The following is a 16,263-nucleotide window of genomic DNA, read 5'->3' as shown; positions in this document are numbered from 1 at the left end:
TTTAAAGGAGATCAACCGTGCTGATTCAACATTTCCAGATGATGGCACGTTATAATACTTTAGCTAACCGTAAGCTTTATGAAGCTTGCTCACAGCTTACAGACGAAGAACGTAAGCGCATTAGACCAGCATTTTTCAAAAGTATTCACGGGACGCTGAATCATATTATGGTAGGCGATCGCATCTGGATGGGAAGGTTTGAAGGGAAACAGATGCCATCCACCAACCTTGATGCTATCCTATACGAGGAGTTTGATGAACTTCAACAAGTTCGGGTAATAGAAGATGAGCGAATCGAAGCCTGGATGTCAGGATTAAATGAAGATTTTTTAAGCAAAACAATTAGCTACGTGAATAACCAGGGTAATCAGCATACTGATCCAGTTAATTTATTATTAGCACATTTTTTTAATCACCAAACACACCACCGAGGACAAATTCACGATCTACTTAGCCAGACTGAGATTCCTCCACCATCGTTAGATATGCACCGAATTCTTCGACCTTGATAAGCACTCAGACAACATAGTCGAACCTCAGTATGGGTAGAAGAGTTAGCCATAGAAATAGTTTGCACCGTCTTATATTAAGATTATATCTGCCAGTCTCAAACTCATTGTGTACGAACCAGTTACTGAGGAGATTGTCCAATGGATAAGTTAGAGCTTTATAGATCCTGCATTCAAACACTTCTAGAAAAGCATAGTCAATATAAATCCCGAAATGAAGACGTAGAAAATGAACTATTTTTTGATCCTATACGGGATCATTACCAACTAATGCGAGTCGGTTGGAAAGGTTTAGAGCGAGTTTATTACACGATTCTACACTTTGATATTAAAGATGGAAAAATTTGGCTTCAGCATAATACAACTGACATTGATGTTGGACAAGAACTGCTTGAAATGGGAATTGCCAAAGAGGATATCGTACTTGGGTTACATCCACCTTACAAACGTCCGTATACAGGCTATGGCGTTGCTTAATATCTAATCACTTATAGACTTTTAGAGTAAGAGATATTTAAAATGATTGCTCAACCACAACCCCAATTAATGACGCCCCAGCAGTATCTGGAATGGGAAGAGCAACAACCCATTAAGTACGAATATATTAATGGCGAAGTCTTCGCTATGACAGGGGGAAACCTTCCCCATAACTCCATTGCCATCAATCTTACATCTGCACTAAAGAATCATATTAGGGGTAAAGGTTGTAAAGTATTTATGGCAGATGCTAAAGTGGGAGTTTCGCTTCAGGGACCTTTCCACTATCCTGATGTAATGGTGAGTTGTAATCCAGAAGATCAAAGAGCGCGTCAAGTGATCTATCATCCGTGTTTAATTGTAGAAGTTTTGTCTCCCAGTACAGAGGCATTCGATAGAGGAAAAAAATTTAGACATTATCGTCGGATTGATTCTTTAAAAGAATATATTCTCATTGAAACAGACAAAATGAATGTAGAATGCTATCGACGCAATGAGAAAGGAAAATGGGAAGTCACTTATTATTCAATTGAAGAAACGACACAAGATGGAACGGAATTAGAAGTTCAATTGACTAGTGTTGATTTCCGATGTCCTATTTCTTTGCTGTATGAAGATGTTGTTTTTCCTGAAAATAATCCACAAGAAATTGCTGATAACTAGATCAGAATTTGTTCAACTTTAGTGAGTGAAGAGTTATGAGTTTTGAAATAACGATTGGTTGGTTGTATCCAAAGCTGATGAGTACCTATGGCGATCGCGGCAATGTGATTTGTATTGAACGTCGTAGTTTGTGGCGAGGATACAATGTCAAGGTTCTACCATTGGATCAAAACACCACAGCAGAGGATATGGCTACGGTAGATTTGTTTGTGGGTGGTGGTGCACAAGATCGCCAGCAGGAAATTGTTATGCGCGATTTGCAAGGGAAGAAAGCAGAAGTATTGCGCGAAAAGATTGAAAATGGTACTCCTGGCGTTTTTACCTGTGGATCACCTCAACTGCTGGGACATTATTACGAGCCAGGATTGGGACAGCGAATTGAAGGATTAGGGATATTAGATATGGTGTCGCTCCATCCTGGTGAAAACACTCGTCGCTGTATTGGTAATTTGGTTGTTGAAGTGACAGCAAGTCGTCTGGCGCAGGAGTTGGAAGAGATCACTGGATGCAAACCATATTTGATCGGTTTTGAAAATCATGGTGGACGTACCAAGCTAGCGAACGTGGAAGCTTTGGGGCGGGTGGTGTATGGGTTGGGGAATAATGGTGAGGATGGCACAGAAGGAGCATTTTATCGGAATGCGATCGCTACCTATTCCCATGGTCCTTTGTTACCAAAAAATCCCTTTGTTGCTGATTGGCTGATTCAAACAGCCTTACAACTGAAGTACCAACAATCTATCACTCTTTCGCAACTAGATGATACCCTTGCCATGCAAGCCAGAGAAGCAATGTTTAAGCGATTGAAAGTCAGCTTACCAGCTCCTGCATTGTAAGACTCGTTCCAACACCTCGCCTTTTGTCCTTACAATCTCTAGCTACCATGTAGCTAGGGATTGTTAGTTTGTATAAATTTTAGGGAACCCTAGAATTATTCCTTGAGACGAGACTTGGCTTAGCTGCCGACAATACCACACGTGATTTGTCTTGTCATGAGTGTTAATCACTATGTGAAAGCCAAGGCGGTGTCTCTTACACTGTTACTTCCCTATCATCCAACGTGTCTAATAAATATGGTACCTCTGGCTTCGTCAGTCCATCAGCATCACGTATCAGCAAATGTGAAAAGTCCTATACAGAAAATTCTCTTTGGTAGCCCTGGAACTGGAAAAAGCTATAGAATCGAGCGTGACATTATTCCAAAAAAACTACAAATAGATAAATGTATAAATCCTGAAAACGTAATTAAAACAGTTTTCCACCCTGAATACACTTATGGAGATTTTATGGGAAAACTGGTGCCAATCACAAAATCTGGAAAAGTAGAATATAACTTCTACGATGGTCATTTCTTAAAAGCATTAGGACAAGCTTATAAAAACATTTTAATAACCAAACCAAAATCTGTTCATCAAATTGAATGGAATCTGGTTAAAAATGTTGCTTTAGTTATTGACGAAATCAATCGAGGAAACTCATCAGCAATTTTTGGTATTTGTTTTCAGTTATTAGATAGAGAAGATACAGGGTGGTCCAGCTACAGTGTAAATTTAACAATGATTGAATTTTATAAACTTATTGAACTGATTGGAGTAAAAACTGGTTCATTCCCAACCCATAACGGTGAACAGCAAATAAAATATCAGTTTCCAGGAGAGGATCATTATGTGTATTTTGAGACTTTAAGAGATAAATTTAGCCCATTAGGAATAGACACAGAGACCAAGGCAATCATGCTTCCACCTAACCTTTCTATTCTGGCTACGATGAACACTTCAGACAATTCTATTTACTTCATGGACAGTGCATTTAAGCGTCGTTGGGATTGGGAATTTATTGATTGGGATGACAGTAAACCTCCTGCTGCAAATTATGGGCAAGGAGGAACTTTAAATACACAGGAATGGAAAAAACTAATCAAAAATCTGAACAACTTTATCAAAAGCCATCACACCTCTGTTCGTGGAATTGAAGACAAGCAAATTGGTTACTACTTTATCAAACAACCTATAACTGCGGAAAAAATACAAAATAAATTAATGTTTTTCCTTTGGGATAGTGTTTTTAATAGAGATAAAAAACCGCTGCGAGATCTTTTGAAAATACCCCTAGACGATCTTGTGACTTTTGGAGATTTTGCTAAAATGCATAATAATTTCGTTGATCAGATAATGAAATGGGAAAATACAGAAAAAGATATCATACCATTATAGCATGAAGCTACATATAATTAATTGAGTCAAAGGCTTAGCAAATAACGATTATTTTTAGGCATCTTGAAATAGGCTTGGTATAAGCCATGAAATCTAACAATTAGATGGATTACAAGCAAAAATATTAATTGTTTTTTTGCCAATATGATTAATTTTTATAATCTAAAGTTGCTTAAGATTAAAGATCCTAAAGACAATTTTGTTGGTATTCGTAAATCTAAATCTGGCAACAGCTTCGAGTTCTGTCTACCAAACGGCTTTCAAGATTTTCCTGAGAATGATTTTGACCAAGTCCGCGAGCTATTTTTCAAAATGTATCGTACTTTCCGGAAGTTCGAGCGTGACAATGAATCTAGTAAACGTTTCCAAAAAAACAAGCCTAAATATCAGCAAGAACAAGATCAAACCACTCTTTCTTCTAAAGGTATCAGCATACAGACTGAAGATGGAGAAATTTGTGTACTTTACAGCAAGATCAAAATGATTGAGAAGGTATTAGAAGCTTATGATAATCTTACCCTTCAATCGATTCAAAAAAAAGTCAAACGGAGTCACGACATCGATTATTCTCAAATTCACAGATATCTAGATCGGGCTGTTTATTCAGATAGCGATACCATTTATGTCGATCTAATGGATTTACCCCGCCCAACTGTACGTTATGAAAGTACAGATTTAGTACATCTGTATTGTTACATCCTCGATGAGATTGTGCAGCAGTTACATGGTGATGTACCAGATATCATTAAAGTCCACAGTCAAGATATTAACTTTCTTGCTCAACATTTTAAGGACGACTACTTAACCTATAACCAGTCAATTTTTGACAAGGACACTTTTATAGAAACTATCATAATTTTAAAAGAGGCGCTAGACAATATAGACAAGAATACTTATTACAAAGATGATGATTATTGGGGAATTTACGAAGCCGTTGAGACATTTTTATATGGCGAACTTAATCCCAAGGACAACGATGGATATTTCTGGGGCATACAAGGATTTTCTCTTATTTGGGAGGATATGTGCCACACATATTTTTTTACAAAAAACCGCGATGCAATTTGTTTTGCCGATACGGATATTCCTTTGAAAGAGTATCAGAATTCAGGACGGAAGGAGGAAGAAAAAAACAGAGTAGGCAATTTTCAATTACCGACAAAAGATGACAATGGAAATTCATGGATTTACCAAACTCCATCACATATTCCCTACCCTAAACAAGAAGGTTTCTTTGGATGGGATGAACTGCTTTGTATTGAATTCGATCCACAACCTGGGTGTTTAGTGTACTCGGATAGAAATCTTGATGATTTCCACAAACGAGATAGAACTAAGGCAATGCGCCGTTTCCCCCGCCCGGATTTATTGTTAAAGTATAACTCAGAAGATAGCTATAACTTATATATTATTGACTACAAAGATATCGCCTCTGATTTTTATGATAAAAATTTAAGTAGACATCCCGAACAAGTAGATGAAAAATATCGGTTTGATTTGATAAAACAGCTAACTTATGAATTAGCTCTTCAGCAAATAAATAAAGTTAATGTTTCAGAAAACTGGTTTTTTATTCCTTATTTTTACGATAAAACTTTTAAACAAAATTTTAAAACAGAAATAAATATTAAAGGAATCAAAATAGTTAAAGCTAATTTTTCTTTTATTCAAGAAGTCTATTTACTAGAAAATTATGACCAATGACTTAGAAATTGTAGGTGTTCGTTCTCAAGAACAAAATTTATATTTTCAAAGTGACTATGTTCCTTTAATCTCTTTCAAGAATAAAGAACAGAAGGACAAGGCTGAGAAATACATTATATTGGAAGCATGTGACTTTTTTACAAATATCCTAAAAGTCGATATTCCTGTAGTTCAAAATCAGCTAGCTTCTCCTCAAATTATTACTCCTAGAGATTTTAATACTAAAAAAATTAAATACTTCTACGAGTTTCTTCTTCACGATCTCGGAGAACGTGAGGCTAATGGTAAATTAAAAGTGAATATTAAGTGGGGTATAACCTTTGATGAGGAATGTACGCCAATTCAAGTGGCAAAACATGACATTCATCCTCAGAGTAGAAAAATAAAACTAAAATATCTTGATTCCCGTATAGGTCGTCCTCGTCTTCCCTATCGTTCCCATATTCCACATCTACAATATCTACCGTACCGCCGCTACGGTACTATAGACATCAATGGACAGCCTATTTTCTACTACATTTACTTTACACTTCAGGAAATATTGGATGCTATAAAACAAGCACCAACCTAGTAGGAACCCAAGACATCGCCCGTAAGCGCTATTATTAAGTAAATGCACCCGTGACACTCCATTGCACTGAATAAGCTTACCTTAATTTTCGGTAAAAAAGTAGGGGCAAAGAGCCCTAACTACGTAAAGAATTAGAGTATACCCCTATACATTCCGCTCTGATTCAGAGACTGTTGAATTCAACCTCGAAAATTTTTCCTTGAACCATCACTTTATCGCCAGATACTAATTTCCGCCCTCGTCGGGTTTCAACTGTACCGTTAACTTTCACCTCACCACCAATAATCATTAGCTTCGCCTGTCCACCAGTAGGCGCGACACCCATCAATTTTAAAAACTGGTCAAGTTTAATCATAGTTTGTTAAAGAAGGAGCCACTGCGCTGTTCCCCAGTCCTTGTGTACCAAAACTTTCTGAGTTCTGGCTCCTGGCTCCTGAATTCTTTTTGTTAAAGTCCACCAGGACCGTAGCTATAAAATTGTAACCTTCCAAAACCAAGAAATTGACTATGAACTTTTTCCCCGGGAGGAAATGCTGTCACACCAAAGAGATATACGCCTGAAACTGATGGATTTTGCTCGGCTATAAGCTCAATTGTGATCGTTCTACCAGGGGGTACTGGTTGATCAAATGTTAGCGATACTGTTCGCGTTTTGCGTGGGCGGGTTTGACCTAGTTTTTCTCTTGGGGTAGTCGGTGTTCGTGATACATCACTGGTTACGTCTTTAAGCGCAAACTTTTGTCCTTTGTGTGAGGAGCCTTCATACACAGAGGTATGTTTGAGATCAAACTGGATATCATCTGCGCCTTGATATTGGTTAATTGTTATCTTTTGCAGAGGCTCTCCGGCATTGTCAGGTATATTGACAGTAAAGTAGTAACTTACATTTGGTATATAAATATCTTTATAGCTATTTACGGCAGCAATAAGGCTTGGCGGTTCAACGAAATATACTGTACCATCTTGCAACTGAACTGCTTGACTCAGCCCGAGATCATACGTGCTAATTGCTGCTGTGCAGGTAATAGCTGTGCCAAATAGAAATGCAAGGCGCATTCTTTTATATACGGAAATTAAAGGCTGGGATTTCATACGGTTTCTTTTTTAGATTTTATTAGCAAAAAATAATCAATATTTATTTTTATTAAGTTTCAAGAACAATATAAATGGTTTTTAAGGTAGGAGAGCGATCGCTCTCAAGGACAGAAACCTACACCGTCCTCTGAGACTGACGTGTAGCTATTTTAGCAAATTACTATTAGGTTAAAGACCATCATAATGGCTTTGTAAAATGATAATTAAGTTTGTAAAGGATAATTGATATCTGTTGTCAAAATAACTGATTCAGAGAGAAACTTATGAATAATACCCTCGCAATTATTCATTATGAATACCCTCTCTACTATTCAATTCAAGCGACCGGTTTGGCAAACTATTGCCATGTTAACGGTGGGCTTTTGGTTAAGTGCTAGCGTGTTTTTGGATTGGGTAATTATGCCTAGTCTTTATTTCTCTGGCATGATGAGCCAAGATAGTTTCTCGACCGTAGGCTATGTAATTTTCTGGAATTTTAATCGGATTGAATTATTAGCTGCTGGATTAGTCTTAACATCCGTATTAGCTCTGTGTCGTACTCAACATAATTCTTCTCGTGTTGGTATTGCTTTAGCTGTGGTATTGCTAGGCATAGCTTTAGTAGAAACTTACTTATTGACTCCGCAGATGTCTGCTATTGGACTTAATCTAAACCTATTTGAGGAAGTTACTCAAGTCCCAGCAGACATGAATCTCTTGCATAGCTTTTACTGGGTGCTAGAAGCAATAAAATTAGTAGCAGGCGGTACTCTTTTAAGTCAGTGTTTCCGGTTAGATTAAAACTACCAACCCTTCACAAGAAACATTTATGAGCTCGATACCAAAATTTACTTGGTATCGAGTGTTTGTTTGAAATTATGGTGATTCTAGCAGAATTAACAGCCCGCAAGATTTACAGCACCGCCTGCAACTGCACCGTTGACGGCATTACCCAAAGTATGATGACGGTTTGTGATCAAACCAGCGACGGTACTAGCTCCTGCACCAACTCCAATATCTCGAACTAGGTGCCCTCCTCGACGATGACAGCTACCATGGTCTAAAGCGTGAACCGCCGCACCAGCAGCAGCTCCGTTGACAGCATTTTTAGCAGCATGATGGTTACCAGTAATTTCGCCGGTTACTGCACTAGCGCCTGCACCAATACCGATATCTCGGATCTGGTGATTTCCAGCGGATACGGGTTTCACAGACACTAGGTTGAAACCGACTAGACTGGTAGCAACCAAGCCAGGTAATAGTGCGCTTTTTAAAATCCGGTTCATTACTATACCTCCTGTTGACAGTTAACAGTTAACAGTTAACAGTTATCGGTCAGGAATACTGAACTGATAACTGAAAGCTAATTAGTGGTAGGTATTGGTGGCTCTTTAAAATTCCCCACCATACACGTTGATCACTGATAACTGTTTACTGTTGACTGTTTTAAGATACTTCCAGTCTAAGTTAAAGGTCTTTAGCTTTCCATGATCCTTATGGATAATTACTTCTAGCTAATTAGTGAGAAAGGTTGAGCACTGAATCATTCAACCATAGAGATAGGCGCACTCAATTAGGTATTTCTTGTTCTTGGAGTCTTTGCGGTTTGTTAAAATTTTGTAATGGATTACATTTCTACAATTGTGCATCTGCGTACCGCCGAAGATAAAATTTATGCCTATCATTGAGGCTCAAAATCTGAGCAAAGTTTATCCTGTCGCTATCAAAGAACCTGGTATCAAAGGGACAATCACCCACTTTTTCCGCCGTACCTACCGTGAAATCAAAGCAGTTCAGGATGTCTCTTTTGAAATTGCACCAGGGGAGGTGGTGGGATTTTTGGGACCAAACGGTGCAGGTAAAACTACTACACTGAAAATGCTTACAGGGCTAATTCACCCTTCTAGCGGGAAGCTTAGAGTCGCTGGGAATGTTCCATTTCGTCGCCAGGAGTCATTTTTGCGAAAGATTACCTTAGTGATGGGGCAAAAGCAGCAACTACTTTGGGACTTACCTGCTTTAGATTCTCTCAGGATTAACGCCGCCGTTTACAACATCTCTGATAAAGAGTTTCGAGAGCGCGTGGGTGAATTAAGCGAAATGTTATCGCTGTCTGATAAACTGACTCAACCAGTAAGAAAACTGTCTTTAGGTGAGAGGATGAAGGCGGAACTGTTAGCTGCGCTTTTACATCGTCCTCAAGTTTTGTTTCTCGATGAGCCAACGTTGGGATTGGATGTCAATGCTCAGGTAAGTGTGCGCGATTTTTTGCGTGAATACAACTTGCGGTATCAAGCGACGGTGCTATTGACCAGCCATTACATGGCTGATATCACAGCTTTGTGTGAACGAGTACTGCTAATTCACCAAGGAACGTTGATGTATGATGGTAGCTTAGATGGTTTATTGGAACAGTTTGCACCTCACCGAGAAATTCATTTGGAGTTAGCCCACCCTGTATCGAAAGACAAACTTATGTCCTACGGTGATGTGAAGACAGTTGATGGGCGAATGGTGTGCTTTTTGGTGGAGAGAGAAATGCTCACCCGCTCTGTCTCGCGGATTTTAGCGGATTTAGAAGTTATCGATTTAACAGTAACTGAGCCTGATGTGGAAGATGTGATTAGGCAGGTTTTTCAAGCAGGATTACCCCCCCAAACTCTAACCACTAACCCCTAACCCCTAACATATGAACCGCATCTTCCGAAAAGCTTCGACGTTACTTTCCGTTTACTACGCCTATATGGTGGAGTATCGAGCCGAGTTAATTTTATGGGTTTTGTCTGGATCTTTACCAATTATTTTGATGGGAGTCTGGATCGAGGCGGCGCAAGGTGGACGATTCGGTTTGACACCTGTAGGTTTTGCGCGTTACTTTCTCGCCGTTTTCGTTGTTAGGCAATTTACTACTGTTTGGGTGATTTATGATTTTGAGAAGGAGGTTGTTGAAGGTAGGCTTTCACCTCGTTTGTTACAACCACTTGATCCTGTATGGCATCATGTCGCATTGCATGTTGCTGAAAGGGGTGCGAGGATACCGTTCACGCTGCTGTTAATAGGGTTCTTTTTTTTACTTTATCCCCAGGCTTTTTGGTTACCAAGCTTCGGCAATTTATTACTGTTTGCTTTAGCTGTGGTGCTGGCTTTTGCTTTACGCTTTGTCATTCAGTACACTTTTGGTATTTTTGCTTTTTGGACTGAGAGAGCGATCGCGTTAGAAGATTTCTGGTTTTTATTCTACTTATTCTTATCTGGTTTGATTGCGCCTTTAGAAGTCTTTCCTGAACCTGTGCGGGCTGTAGTACTTTGGACACCTTTTCCTTATTTGATTAATTTCCCAGCAAATCTTTTAGTAGGGCTACCAGTGGATCTGCTGCGAGGATTTTTGTCAATGATTGGTTGGCTGTTAGTGCTTTTTGTTTTCAATCGTTGGTTATGGCGGCGCGGGTTGAAGCGATATTCAGGAATGGGTGCTTGAGTGTTTTTGGGTTATTTTATCGTTGCGCGTTTTGACTAATGTTTATTACTAAAGTTAACAGACTATTACATTTAGTATAAACGTTTACAATGTAATTCTTCTGAATTTCCAACAATAGGCTATTAACACAACATTATTTGGTTTCTTTGCCCATTTTATGGTGATTGGTGATTGGTTATAACAAAGCCCTTACTTAGTAAGGGCTAAAGAATTATGTTCTTGTTTAGTTTTGAAGCAAGTTTTCCATAAAAATACCGAAAGAAAATACTCCTTATTTTTATCGTAATAATGCTTAGATTTATAAAAATGGTGGTATTATATATGCCATAGGTTTTTCGCTAATCCAACATCAGCTTATAACAGGGTTATCTGCATCAAAGTTGCGGGTAAAATACTATCGTTTTAATAAACGATAGAAGAGATTTGGTTTGGTATCTAAAGTTATATACAAGGACAAAGAAAAATGAAAAATATTAAATTGAGGACTCGTATCTTCCTGGGTTATCTAATTCCTCTTGTGTTGTTCATTGTTCTAGGAGGATTTTTGTATTCAAGTGCCATACTCAAAGGAAAACGAGAACAAGAGGTAGAAAATGCACAAAATATTCTTAACAAGATGGACCAGTCAATTGAAGCTTTATTACAGATGCTTCACTCTAATAGAAGCCAGATTTTTTTACCTCAAGAGAGAACCAATCAACAACAAATAACGGAAGAAGGATTTCAGAGTTTTAAGAAAGCATCTTCAGAGTTAGAAACCCTGATTCAAGATTATCAGGAGAAAGATAAATTTAATGTCCTGCTAGGGAAAGCTAAAAATTTTGTAAAAGTTCTTAAACAAGTTTCAGATTTAGTAAAGGCAAATCAAATTAATGAAGCAACAAAGCTAATGAATAGCGTACGTATTGAAGATATTGACAAGCTCCATGATGAAGTTATTAATCAGCAAACGATGATTCTAGCTAAGAGTAAGGAAAAAGATAAAACGGCTGAAAGCTTTTTAAATATAGCGATTATATTTGGAACTCTAATATCTATCGTATCAACATTAGGATCGAGCTTGTGGATAACTTTAGCAATTGATCATATACTTCAAAACTCAGCTAGCAAGATCACAGCATCTTCAAGTCAGATTCTAGCCGCCATAGAACAGCAAGAAAGTGTAACTAGTCAGCAAGCAAGTTCAGTGCAGGAAACCACTAGCACGATGGATGAATTAGAAGCTTCATTCAGACAATCAGCACAGCAAGCTAAAGCTGCTGTTGCAGCAGCAAACAAGGTACTCGATCTCGCAGAGAATAGTACTCAAGCATTACGAGAGAACCTCGAAGGTATGTTTAACCTGGAAAACAAAGTGGGACGGATCGCCCAGCAAATGATAGCTCTTTCTGAGCAAGCCAATCAAATTGGCAGTATCTCTCAGTTAGTTTCTGAGTTAGCAAAGCAGACTGATATACTAGCAATCAATTCAGCAGTTGAAGCCACCCGTGCAGGGGAGCATGGAAAGGGTTTTTCTATAGTTGCTAATGAGATTCGTCGGTTAGCTGATCAAAGTCAACGCTCTGCCGAGAAGATTTCTACTTTGGTTTCGCAAATTCAGAGTGCGACCAATTCTACCGTAATGGTAACCGATGAAGGCACCAAGACAGTTAAGACAGTAACGCAAATAGCACAGAAAATAGATCAAGCTTTTACAGGAGTCGCGGGATCTGTCAACGAAGTGGTTTTGAACAATCAACAAATTTCACTTAATCTTAAGCAGCAGCTTGATGCTATACAGCAAGTCGTTCAAGCGATGGATGCTATTAATAAAGGCGCAAGAGAAACTGCTATTGGCATTGGTCAAACTAGAGTAGGTACTCAGCACCTTAACATAGCTGCTTTAGAACTCAAGCAAATGGTGTAAGGCACTTCTAGAAATTGAACATGGAAAAGAACAAACAGGCAAGAATATTTCGCCTATATGTAGTAAGCTTACTGCTCCTTGTAGGTTTATGTAGCTTAGGAGGGGGAATTATGTGGTATTTATCCAGGTCAAGATCCGACACCTTGAACTTATCGAAATCCACAGTTAATGAAACACCAGTTCCTAGTAAACGCGATGTTGATTACACTCAACTGCGTGAATATTTGCACCAAAAAGACTGGAAAAAAGCCGATCGAGAGACATATCTTCGATTGCTAGAAGCAGCAGGTCCAAAGGCACAAGCCAATGGTATGATACCTCAAGACGAAATGGATAATCTCTCTTGTAGCGATCTTAAGACAATAGATCAGCTTTGGAGTAAAGCTACTAATGGTCAACAAGGTTTTACCGTTCAAGTAAATATTCTCAAGGCACTGAGTGATTATCGTCAGATGTATGCTAAAGTCGGGTGGCAAGAATTACCACCATCAAATCAGTGGCTATTTCAATGGACTTATAATACACAAACTAAAAGAATGGAATTTGTTAAAGGTAAAGAGCCCAACTACCTGAATCCTCCTCCTGGTCACCTTCCCACAGTAGAAATAGGCTATAACATCAATGTGGCTTTCAGTGGAGCCTTAACTAGGTGTAACTTTTAAAAGAGCAGATGAAACATTCCCTGGTTAATTTGGGAACTATATCTGATGTAAGGATATTTTCTAAATACCCCTAGTTTTGGAGTATCCGGAGTATCCCTCAGAATAAAGACGTACATTCCTCTTTTCCAACATGGTTAAGACAATACATGCTGACGGGCGAGCAATGAAGCGATCGCTACTTACCAGTTGTGAAAGTGGCGATCACTTTCCGTTCCCCTGTGAGTTATGAAGACGAATTTTTCATTCCTAACAACCAGATTGCTACCTTTGCAATGGGTGTTAATTGTGCCATTTCTGTTACAGATTTTTGGAGCAGTGGGACTAGTTGGATATCTGTCATTTAAAAATGGCGAGAAAGCGGTTCACAATTTGGCCAAGCAGTTGATGGAACGCACTACTGGGCATGTAAATGACCATTTGATTGATTACCTGCAAAATCCCCATCAAATCAACCAAATCAATGCCGATGCCATGCGTCTAGGATGGATCAAAGGGGTTGATCGCAAAACCGTTGGCAAATTTTTATGGCAGGAAATTCAAACTTATGGCTTAACCTATATTAGCGTAAGCTTACCTACAGGGGAACAAGTGGGAGCAGGCCGTTTCAATGGCAAAACCGTCATTATCAATGAGGCAGCGGCCAAAACACCCTATTTGCCGAAAAATAACACCACTTACCTGACAGATAAAGATGGCAACTCCACTCAAATCCTCGCCACTGGTACATGGGATACTCTCAATGCGATTAGTTACACTGAACCCGTCAAAGCAGGAAAAGAGATTTGGAGTAGGATCTACACTTACTACGATCCTGGGGATCAGCCGTATCTTATAGCGTCAGCAAATCGCCCAGTATATGATTCTAACCACAAGTTACTGGGCGTGGTTGGAGTAGATATTCATTTGTTGAAACTGAACGAATTTCTACATAATCTAAATATCAGCTACTCGGTGCAAGTATTTGTCATGGAGAGGGATGGAATGTTGGTGGCTAATTCTGTCGAACTACAGCCTTTTACTGTTGCCACTCAGGATATTAAACGCCTTAAAGCCACAGACAGCAAAAACCTAGTGCTTCAAACGATTGCCAAGCAACTGCAACACCTTATTCCAGATCTGCACAGCTTAACCGATGCTCAAAATCTGAAAATCAATGTTCAAGGAGAGCCATACTATGTGACTATTACTCCCTACCGCGACCAATATGGCTTGGAATGGTTTGTCGTGACTAGCCTCCCAGAAAATATTTTCATGGCACAAATCAACGCCAATACCCAAACTACTATTTGGCTTTGTGTGGTGGCGTTGGTGGGAGCAACCGTGATCGCCATCTTCACGTCCCGCTGCTTAGCAATTCCCATTCTAAGTGTGAATCAAGCTACTCAGGCAGTTGCAGGTGGTAACTTAGACCAAATAGTAACAGGGAGCAATATCCAAGAACTGAACAGTCTTGCTCATTCCTTCAACCAAATGGCAGGACGGCTGCGTGAATCCTTTACCGCGTTAGAAAAAAGTAAAGCAGAACTAGAAGAACGAGTGACAGAACGCACGGCTGAACTGAAACAAGCTAAGGAAGTAGCCGAAGCAGCTAACCGCACAAAAAGCGAGTTTCTTGCAAATATGAACCACGAACTGCGAACTCCACTTAATGGCATTCTAGGTTATGCCCAAATTCTCCAGCGCGATCCGACTACCACAACCAAACAGATGAAGGGATTAGGGATAATTCATCAGTGCGCTTCCCATTTACTAACACTGATCAATGACATTTTGGATCTGTCAAGATTGGAAGTTCAGAAGATGGAACTCTATCCCCAAGATTTCCATCTCGGAAATTTCCTAGTTTCCACAGTTGATATTTGTCGTGTTAAAGCTGAGCAAAAGGGTGTAGAGTTTCATTACCAACCGGCTGCTAACCTTCCCACTGCAGTTTATGCTGACGATAAACGACTACGGCAGGTTTTATTAAATTTACTGAGCAATGCTATCAAGTTTACCGACTTTGGCAGAGTATCCTTCCGGGTTGAACCAGTGGATACCCCAACAGCATCTGAGCGCATCCATAGAGTTTGCTTCCAAGTAAAAGATACTGGCATTGGGATTGCACCAGAAAAACTATCCACAATTTTTTTGCCGTTTGAGCAAGCAGGAAAACGAGAACGCAATACTGAAGGTACTGGCTTAGGACTCGCTATCAGCCAACAAATAATCGAGAAGATGGGTAGTACTATTCACGTCGAAAGTCTTCTTGGGCAAGGAAGTTATTTCTGGTTTGAAGTCGACTTACCCTTAGCTTCAGACTGGACAGTGGGACAGGCGATCGCCAACCAAAAAGTTATCGGCTACCAAGGTGAACCACGCAAAATCCTGGTCATTGACGATTACCAAGAAAACCGACTGGTTGCAGTCAATATGTTAGAACCATTGGGTTTCAAAGTGGGAGAAGCTAGCAATGGACAAGCGGGTTTAGACACCGCTATCCAAATGCGCCCCGACTTGATCATTACCGATGTACATATGTCTGTGATGGATGGTTTAGAAATGACCCGTCGCTTACGTCAACTACCTGACTTTATTTCCACCCCAATTATTGTCTCCCCCGCCACACTCTCTCAAGTGGATATGCAGGCAAGTCTGGATGCTGGGTGCAATAGCTTTTTCCCAAAACCCATCGAGTTCACTGGGCTACTTGCTGAATTAAAGCGACTGCTGCAATTGCAATGGGTTTACGAAAACGTACCAGAATCTACAGAAGCAATTACCACCACTGACGACGACACGGATCTAGTCACGCCCCCACCCGCAGAACTCACCGCCCTCTACACTGCTGTTCAAGGTGGATTCATCACGGATGTACAACAGGAAGCCAACCGACTTAAGCAATTAGCACCTGAATATGTCCCCTTTGCCAACCGAGTGTTAGAACTTAGCCAAAAGTTTGATGATGAAGCCATCCTGCGGTTACTTGAACCCTTGGTATAACCAAGTTGGTAACTGGGGAGCAGG

Annotated in this window: 16 protein-coding genes; 13 read left to right on the top strand and 3 right to left on the bottom strand. The window is 39.7% G+C overall.

The window, feature by feature from the left end:
* The first annotated feature begins 17 nt into the window (after window positions 1–17).
* From G4P69_RS22850 to G4P69_RS22820, 7 genes are all read left to right on the top strand, one after another.
* Entirely contained in the window at window positions 18–509 is a 492-nt protein-coding gene (locus tag G4P69_RS22850; RefSeq protein ID WP_208343935.1) for a DinB family protein, read from the top strand.
* A 141-nt stretch (window positions 510–650) separates the two neighbouring features.
* A complete protein-coding gene (locus G4P69_RS22845; RefSeq protein ID WP_208343934.1) occupies window positions 651–986 on the top strand; it encodes a XisI protein in 336 nt (111 codons plus the stop codon).
* A 42-nt stretch (window positions 987–1,028) separates the two neighbouring features.
* Window positions 1,029–1,649 (top strand): Uma2 family endonuclease, encoded by a 621-nt coding sequence (locus G4P69_RS22840; RefSeq protein ID WP_208343933.1) that lies wholly within the window; start codon window positions 1,029–1,031, stop codon window positions 1,647–1,649.
* A 35-nt stretch (window positions 1,650–1,684) separates the two neighbouring features.
* Window positions 1,685–2,485: a type 1 glutamine amidotransferase gene (locus G4P69_RS22835; RefSeq protein ID WP_208351336.1), complete on the top strand. Its 801-nt coding sequence runs from the start codon at window positions 1,685–1,687 to the stop codon at window positions 2,483–2,485.
* Between the two features lie 285 nt (window positions 2,486–2,770).
* Window positions 2,771–3,862, top strand: a complete 1,092-nt coding sequence (locus G4P69_RS22830) for a restriction endonuclease (RefSeq protein WP_310834151.1) — start codon at window positions 2,771–2,773, stop codon at window positions 3,860–3,862.
* Between the two features lie 144 nt (window positions 3,863–4,006).
* Window positions 4,007–5,566, top strand: a complete 1,560-nt coding sequence (locus G4P69_RS22825) for an LlaJI family restriction endonuclease (RefSeq protein WP_208345985.1) — start codon at window positions 4,007–4,009, stop codon at window positions 5,564–5,566.
* Window positions 5,556–6,137 carry a hypothetical protein gene (locus G4P69_RS22820; RefSeq protein ID WP_208351331.1) on the top strand — a complete coding sequence of 194 codons (582 nt, stop codon included), beginning with the start codon at window positions 5,556–5,558 and terminating at the stop codon, window positions 6,135–6,137. The genes G4P69_RS22825 and G4P69_RS22820 overlap by 11 nt, the downstream gene beginning before the upstream one ends.
* Before the next feature lie 163 nt (window positions 6,138–6,300).
* On the opposite strand, the gene G4P69_RS22815 is transcribed toward G4P69_RS22820, so the two are convergent.
* Window positions 6,301–6,492, bottom strand: a complete 192-nt coding sequence (locus tag G4P69_RS22815; RefSeq protein ID WP_208346108.1) for an RNA-binding S4 domain-containing protein — start codon at window positions 6,490–6,492, stop codon at window positions 6,301–6,303.
* 92 nt (window positions 6,493–6,584) lie between these two features.
* Complete coding sequence (locus tag G4P69_RS22810) at window positions 6,585–7,193, bottom strand: DUF2808 domain-containing protein (protein WP_208351346.1); 609 nt, start codon at window positions 7,191–7,193, stop codon at window positions 6,585–6,587.
* A gap of 330 nt (window positions 7,194–7,523) precedes the next feature.
* Here G4P69_RS22810 and G4P69_RS22805 point away from each other — a divergent pair, with 330 nt between their 5' ends.
* Complete coding sequence (locus G4P69_RS22805) at window positions 7,524–8,012, top strand: DUF4149 domain-containing protein (protein ID WP_208346109.1); 489 nt, start codon at window positions 7,524–7,526, stop codon at window positions 8,010–8,012.
* 95 nt (window positions 8,013–8,107) lie between these two features.
* Here G4P69_RS22805 and G4P69_RS22800 read toward each other — a convergent pair whose 3' ends face one another.
* Entirely contained in the window at window positions 8,108–8,497 is a 390-nt protein-coding gene (locus G4P69_RS22800; protein WP_208351326.1) for a hypothetical protein, read from the bottom strand.
* Between the two features lie 388 nt (window positions 8,498–8,885).
* Between G4P69_RS22800 and G4P69_RS22795 the strand changes: the two genes are divergently transcribed.
* From G4P69_RS22795 to G4P69_RS22775, 5 genes are all read left to right on the top strand, one after another.
* On the top strand, window positions 8,886–9,890 hold the full coding sequence (locus tag G4P69_RS22795) for an ABC transporter ATP-binding protein (RefSeq protein WP_208346357.1): 1,005 nt from the start codon (window positions 8,886–8,888) through the stop codon (window positions 9,888–9,890).
* A 10-nt stretch (window positions 9,891–9,900) separates the two neighbouring features.
* A complete protein-coding gene (locus tag G4P69_RS22790) occupies window positions 9,901–10,689 on the top strand; it encodes an ABC transporter permease (RefSeq protein ID WP_208351324.1) in 789 nt (262 codons plus the stop codon).
* Window positions 10,690–11,152: 463 nt separating this feature from the next.
* Window positions 11,153–12,595 (top strand): HAMP domain-containing methyl-accepting chemotaxis protein, encoded by a 1,443-nt coding sequence (locus G4P69_RS22785; RefSeq protein WP_208345035.1) that lies wholly within the window; start codon window positions 11,153–11,155, stop codon window positions 12,593–12,595.
* A 20-nt stretch (window positions 12,596–12,615) separates the two neighbouring features.
* Window positions 12,616–13,257, top strand: a complete 642-nt coding sequence (locus tag G4P69_RS22780; protein ID WP_208345036.1) for a GUN4 domain-containing protein — start codon at window positions 12,616–12,618, stop codon at window positions 13,255–13,257.
* Between the two features lie 225 nt (window positions 13,258–13,482).
* Window positions 13,483–16,239 carry an ATP-binding protein gene (locus G4P69_RS22775; protein ID WP_208345037.1) on the top strand — a complete coding sequence of 919 codons (2,757 nt, stop codon included), beginning with the start codon at window positions 13,483–13,485 and terminating at the stop codon, window positions 16,237–16,239.
* The last annotated feature ends 24 nt before the right edge of the window (window positions 16,240–16,263 follow it).

This window comes from Aetokthonos hydrillicola CCALA 1050 (assembly GCF_017591665.1).
GTDB classification, from domain to species: domain Bacteria; phylum Cyanobacteriota; class Cyanobacteriia; order Cyanobacteriales; family Nostocaceae; genus Aetokthonos; species Aetokthonos hydrillicola.
This window is presented reverse-complemented; position numbering and strand designations above follow the sequence as displayed.

What these genes read in the sequence shown, in the direction of transcription:
- G4P69_RS22835 (WP_208351336.1), top strand. Translation starts at nt 1,685, where the DNA reads ATGAGTTTTGAAATAACGATTGGTTGGTTGTATCCAAAGCTGATGAGT.
- G4P69_RS22785 (WP_208345035.1), top strand. Translation starts at nt 11,153, where the DNA reads ATGAAAAATATTAAATTGAGGACTCGTATCTTCCTGGGTTATCTAATT.
- G4P69_RS22840 (WP_208343933.1), top strand. Translation starts at nt 1,029, where the DNA reads ATGATTGCTCAACCACAACCCCAATTAATGACGCCCCAGCAGTATCTG.
- G4P69_RS22820 (WP_208351331.1), top strand. Translation starts at nt 5,556, where the DNA reads ATGACCAATGACTTAGAAATTGTAGGTGTTCGTTCTCAAGAACAAAAT.
- G4P69_RS22795 (WP_208346357.1), top strand. Translation starts at nt 8,886, where the DNA reads ATGCCTATCATTGAGGCTCAAAATCTGAGCAAAGTTTATCCTGTCGCT.
- G4P69_RS22780 (WP_208345036.1), top strand. Translation starts at nt 12,616, where the DNA reads ATGGAAAAGAACAAACAGGCAAGAATATTTCGCCTATATGTAGTAAGC.
- G4P69_RS22775 (WP_208345037.1), top strand. Translation starts at nt 13,483, where the DNA reads ATGAAGACGAATTTTTCATTCCTAACAACCAGATTGCTACCTTTGCAA.
- G4P69_RS22805 (WP_208346109.1), top strand. Translation starts at nt 7,524, where the DNA reads ATGAATACCCTCTCTACTATTCAATTCAAGCGACCGGTTTGGCAAACT.
- G4P69_RS22845 (WP_208343934.1), top strand. Translation starts at nt 651, where the DNA reads ATGGATAAGTTAGAGCTTTATAGATCCTGCATTCAAACACTTCTAGAA.
- G4P69_RS22825 (WP_208345985.1), top strand. Translation starts at nt 4,007, where the DNA reads ATGATTAATTTTTATAATCTAAAGTTGCTTAAGATTAAAGATCCTAAA.
- G4P69_RS22815 (WP_208346108.1), bottom strand. Translation starts at nt 6,492, where the DNA reads ATGATTAAACTTGACCAGTTTTTAAAATTGATGGGTGTCGCGCCTACT.
- G4P69_RS22800 (WP_208351326.1), bottom strand. Translation starts at nt 8,497, where the DNA reads ATGAACCGGATTTTAAAAAGCGCACTATTACCTGGCTTGGTTGCTACC.
- G4P69_RS22810 (WP_208351346.1), bottom strand. Translation starts at nt 7,193, where the DNA reads ATGCGCCTTGCATTTCTATTTGGCACAGCTATTACCTGCACAGCAGCA.
- G4P69_RS22790 (WP_208351324.1), top strand. Translation starts at nt 9,901, where the DNA reads ATGAACCGCATCTTCCGAAAAGCTTCGACGTTACTTTCCGTTTACTAC.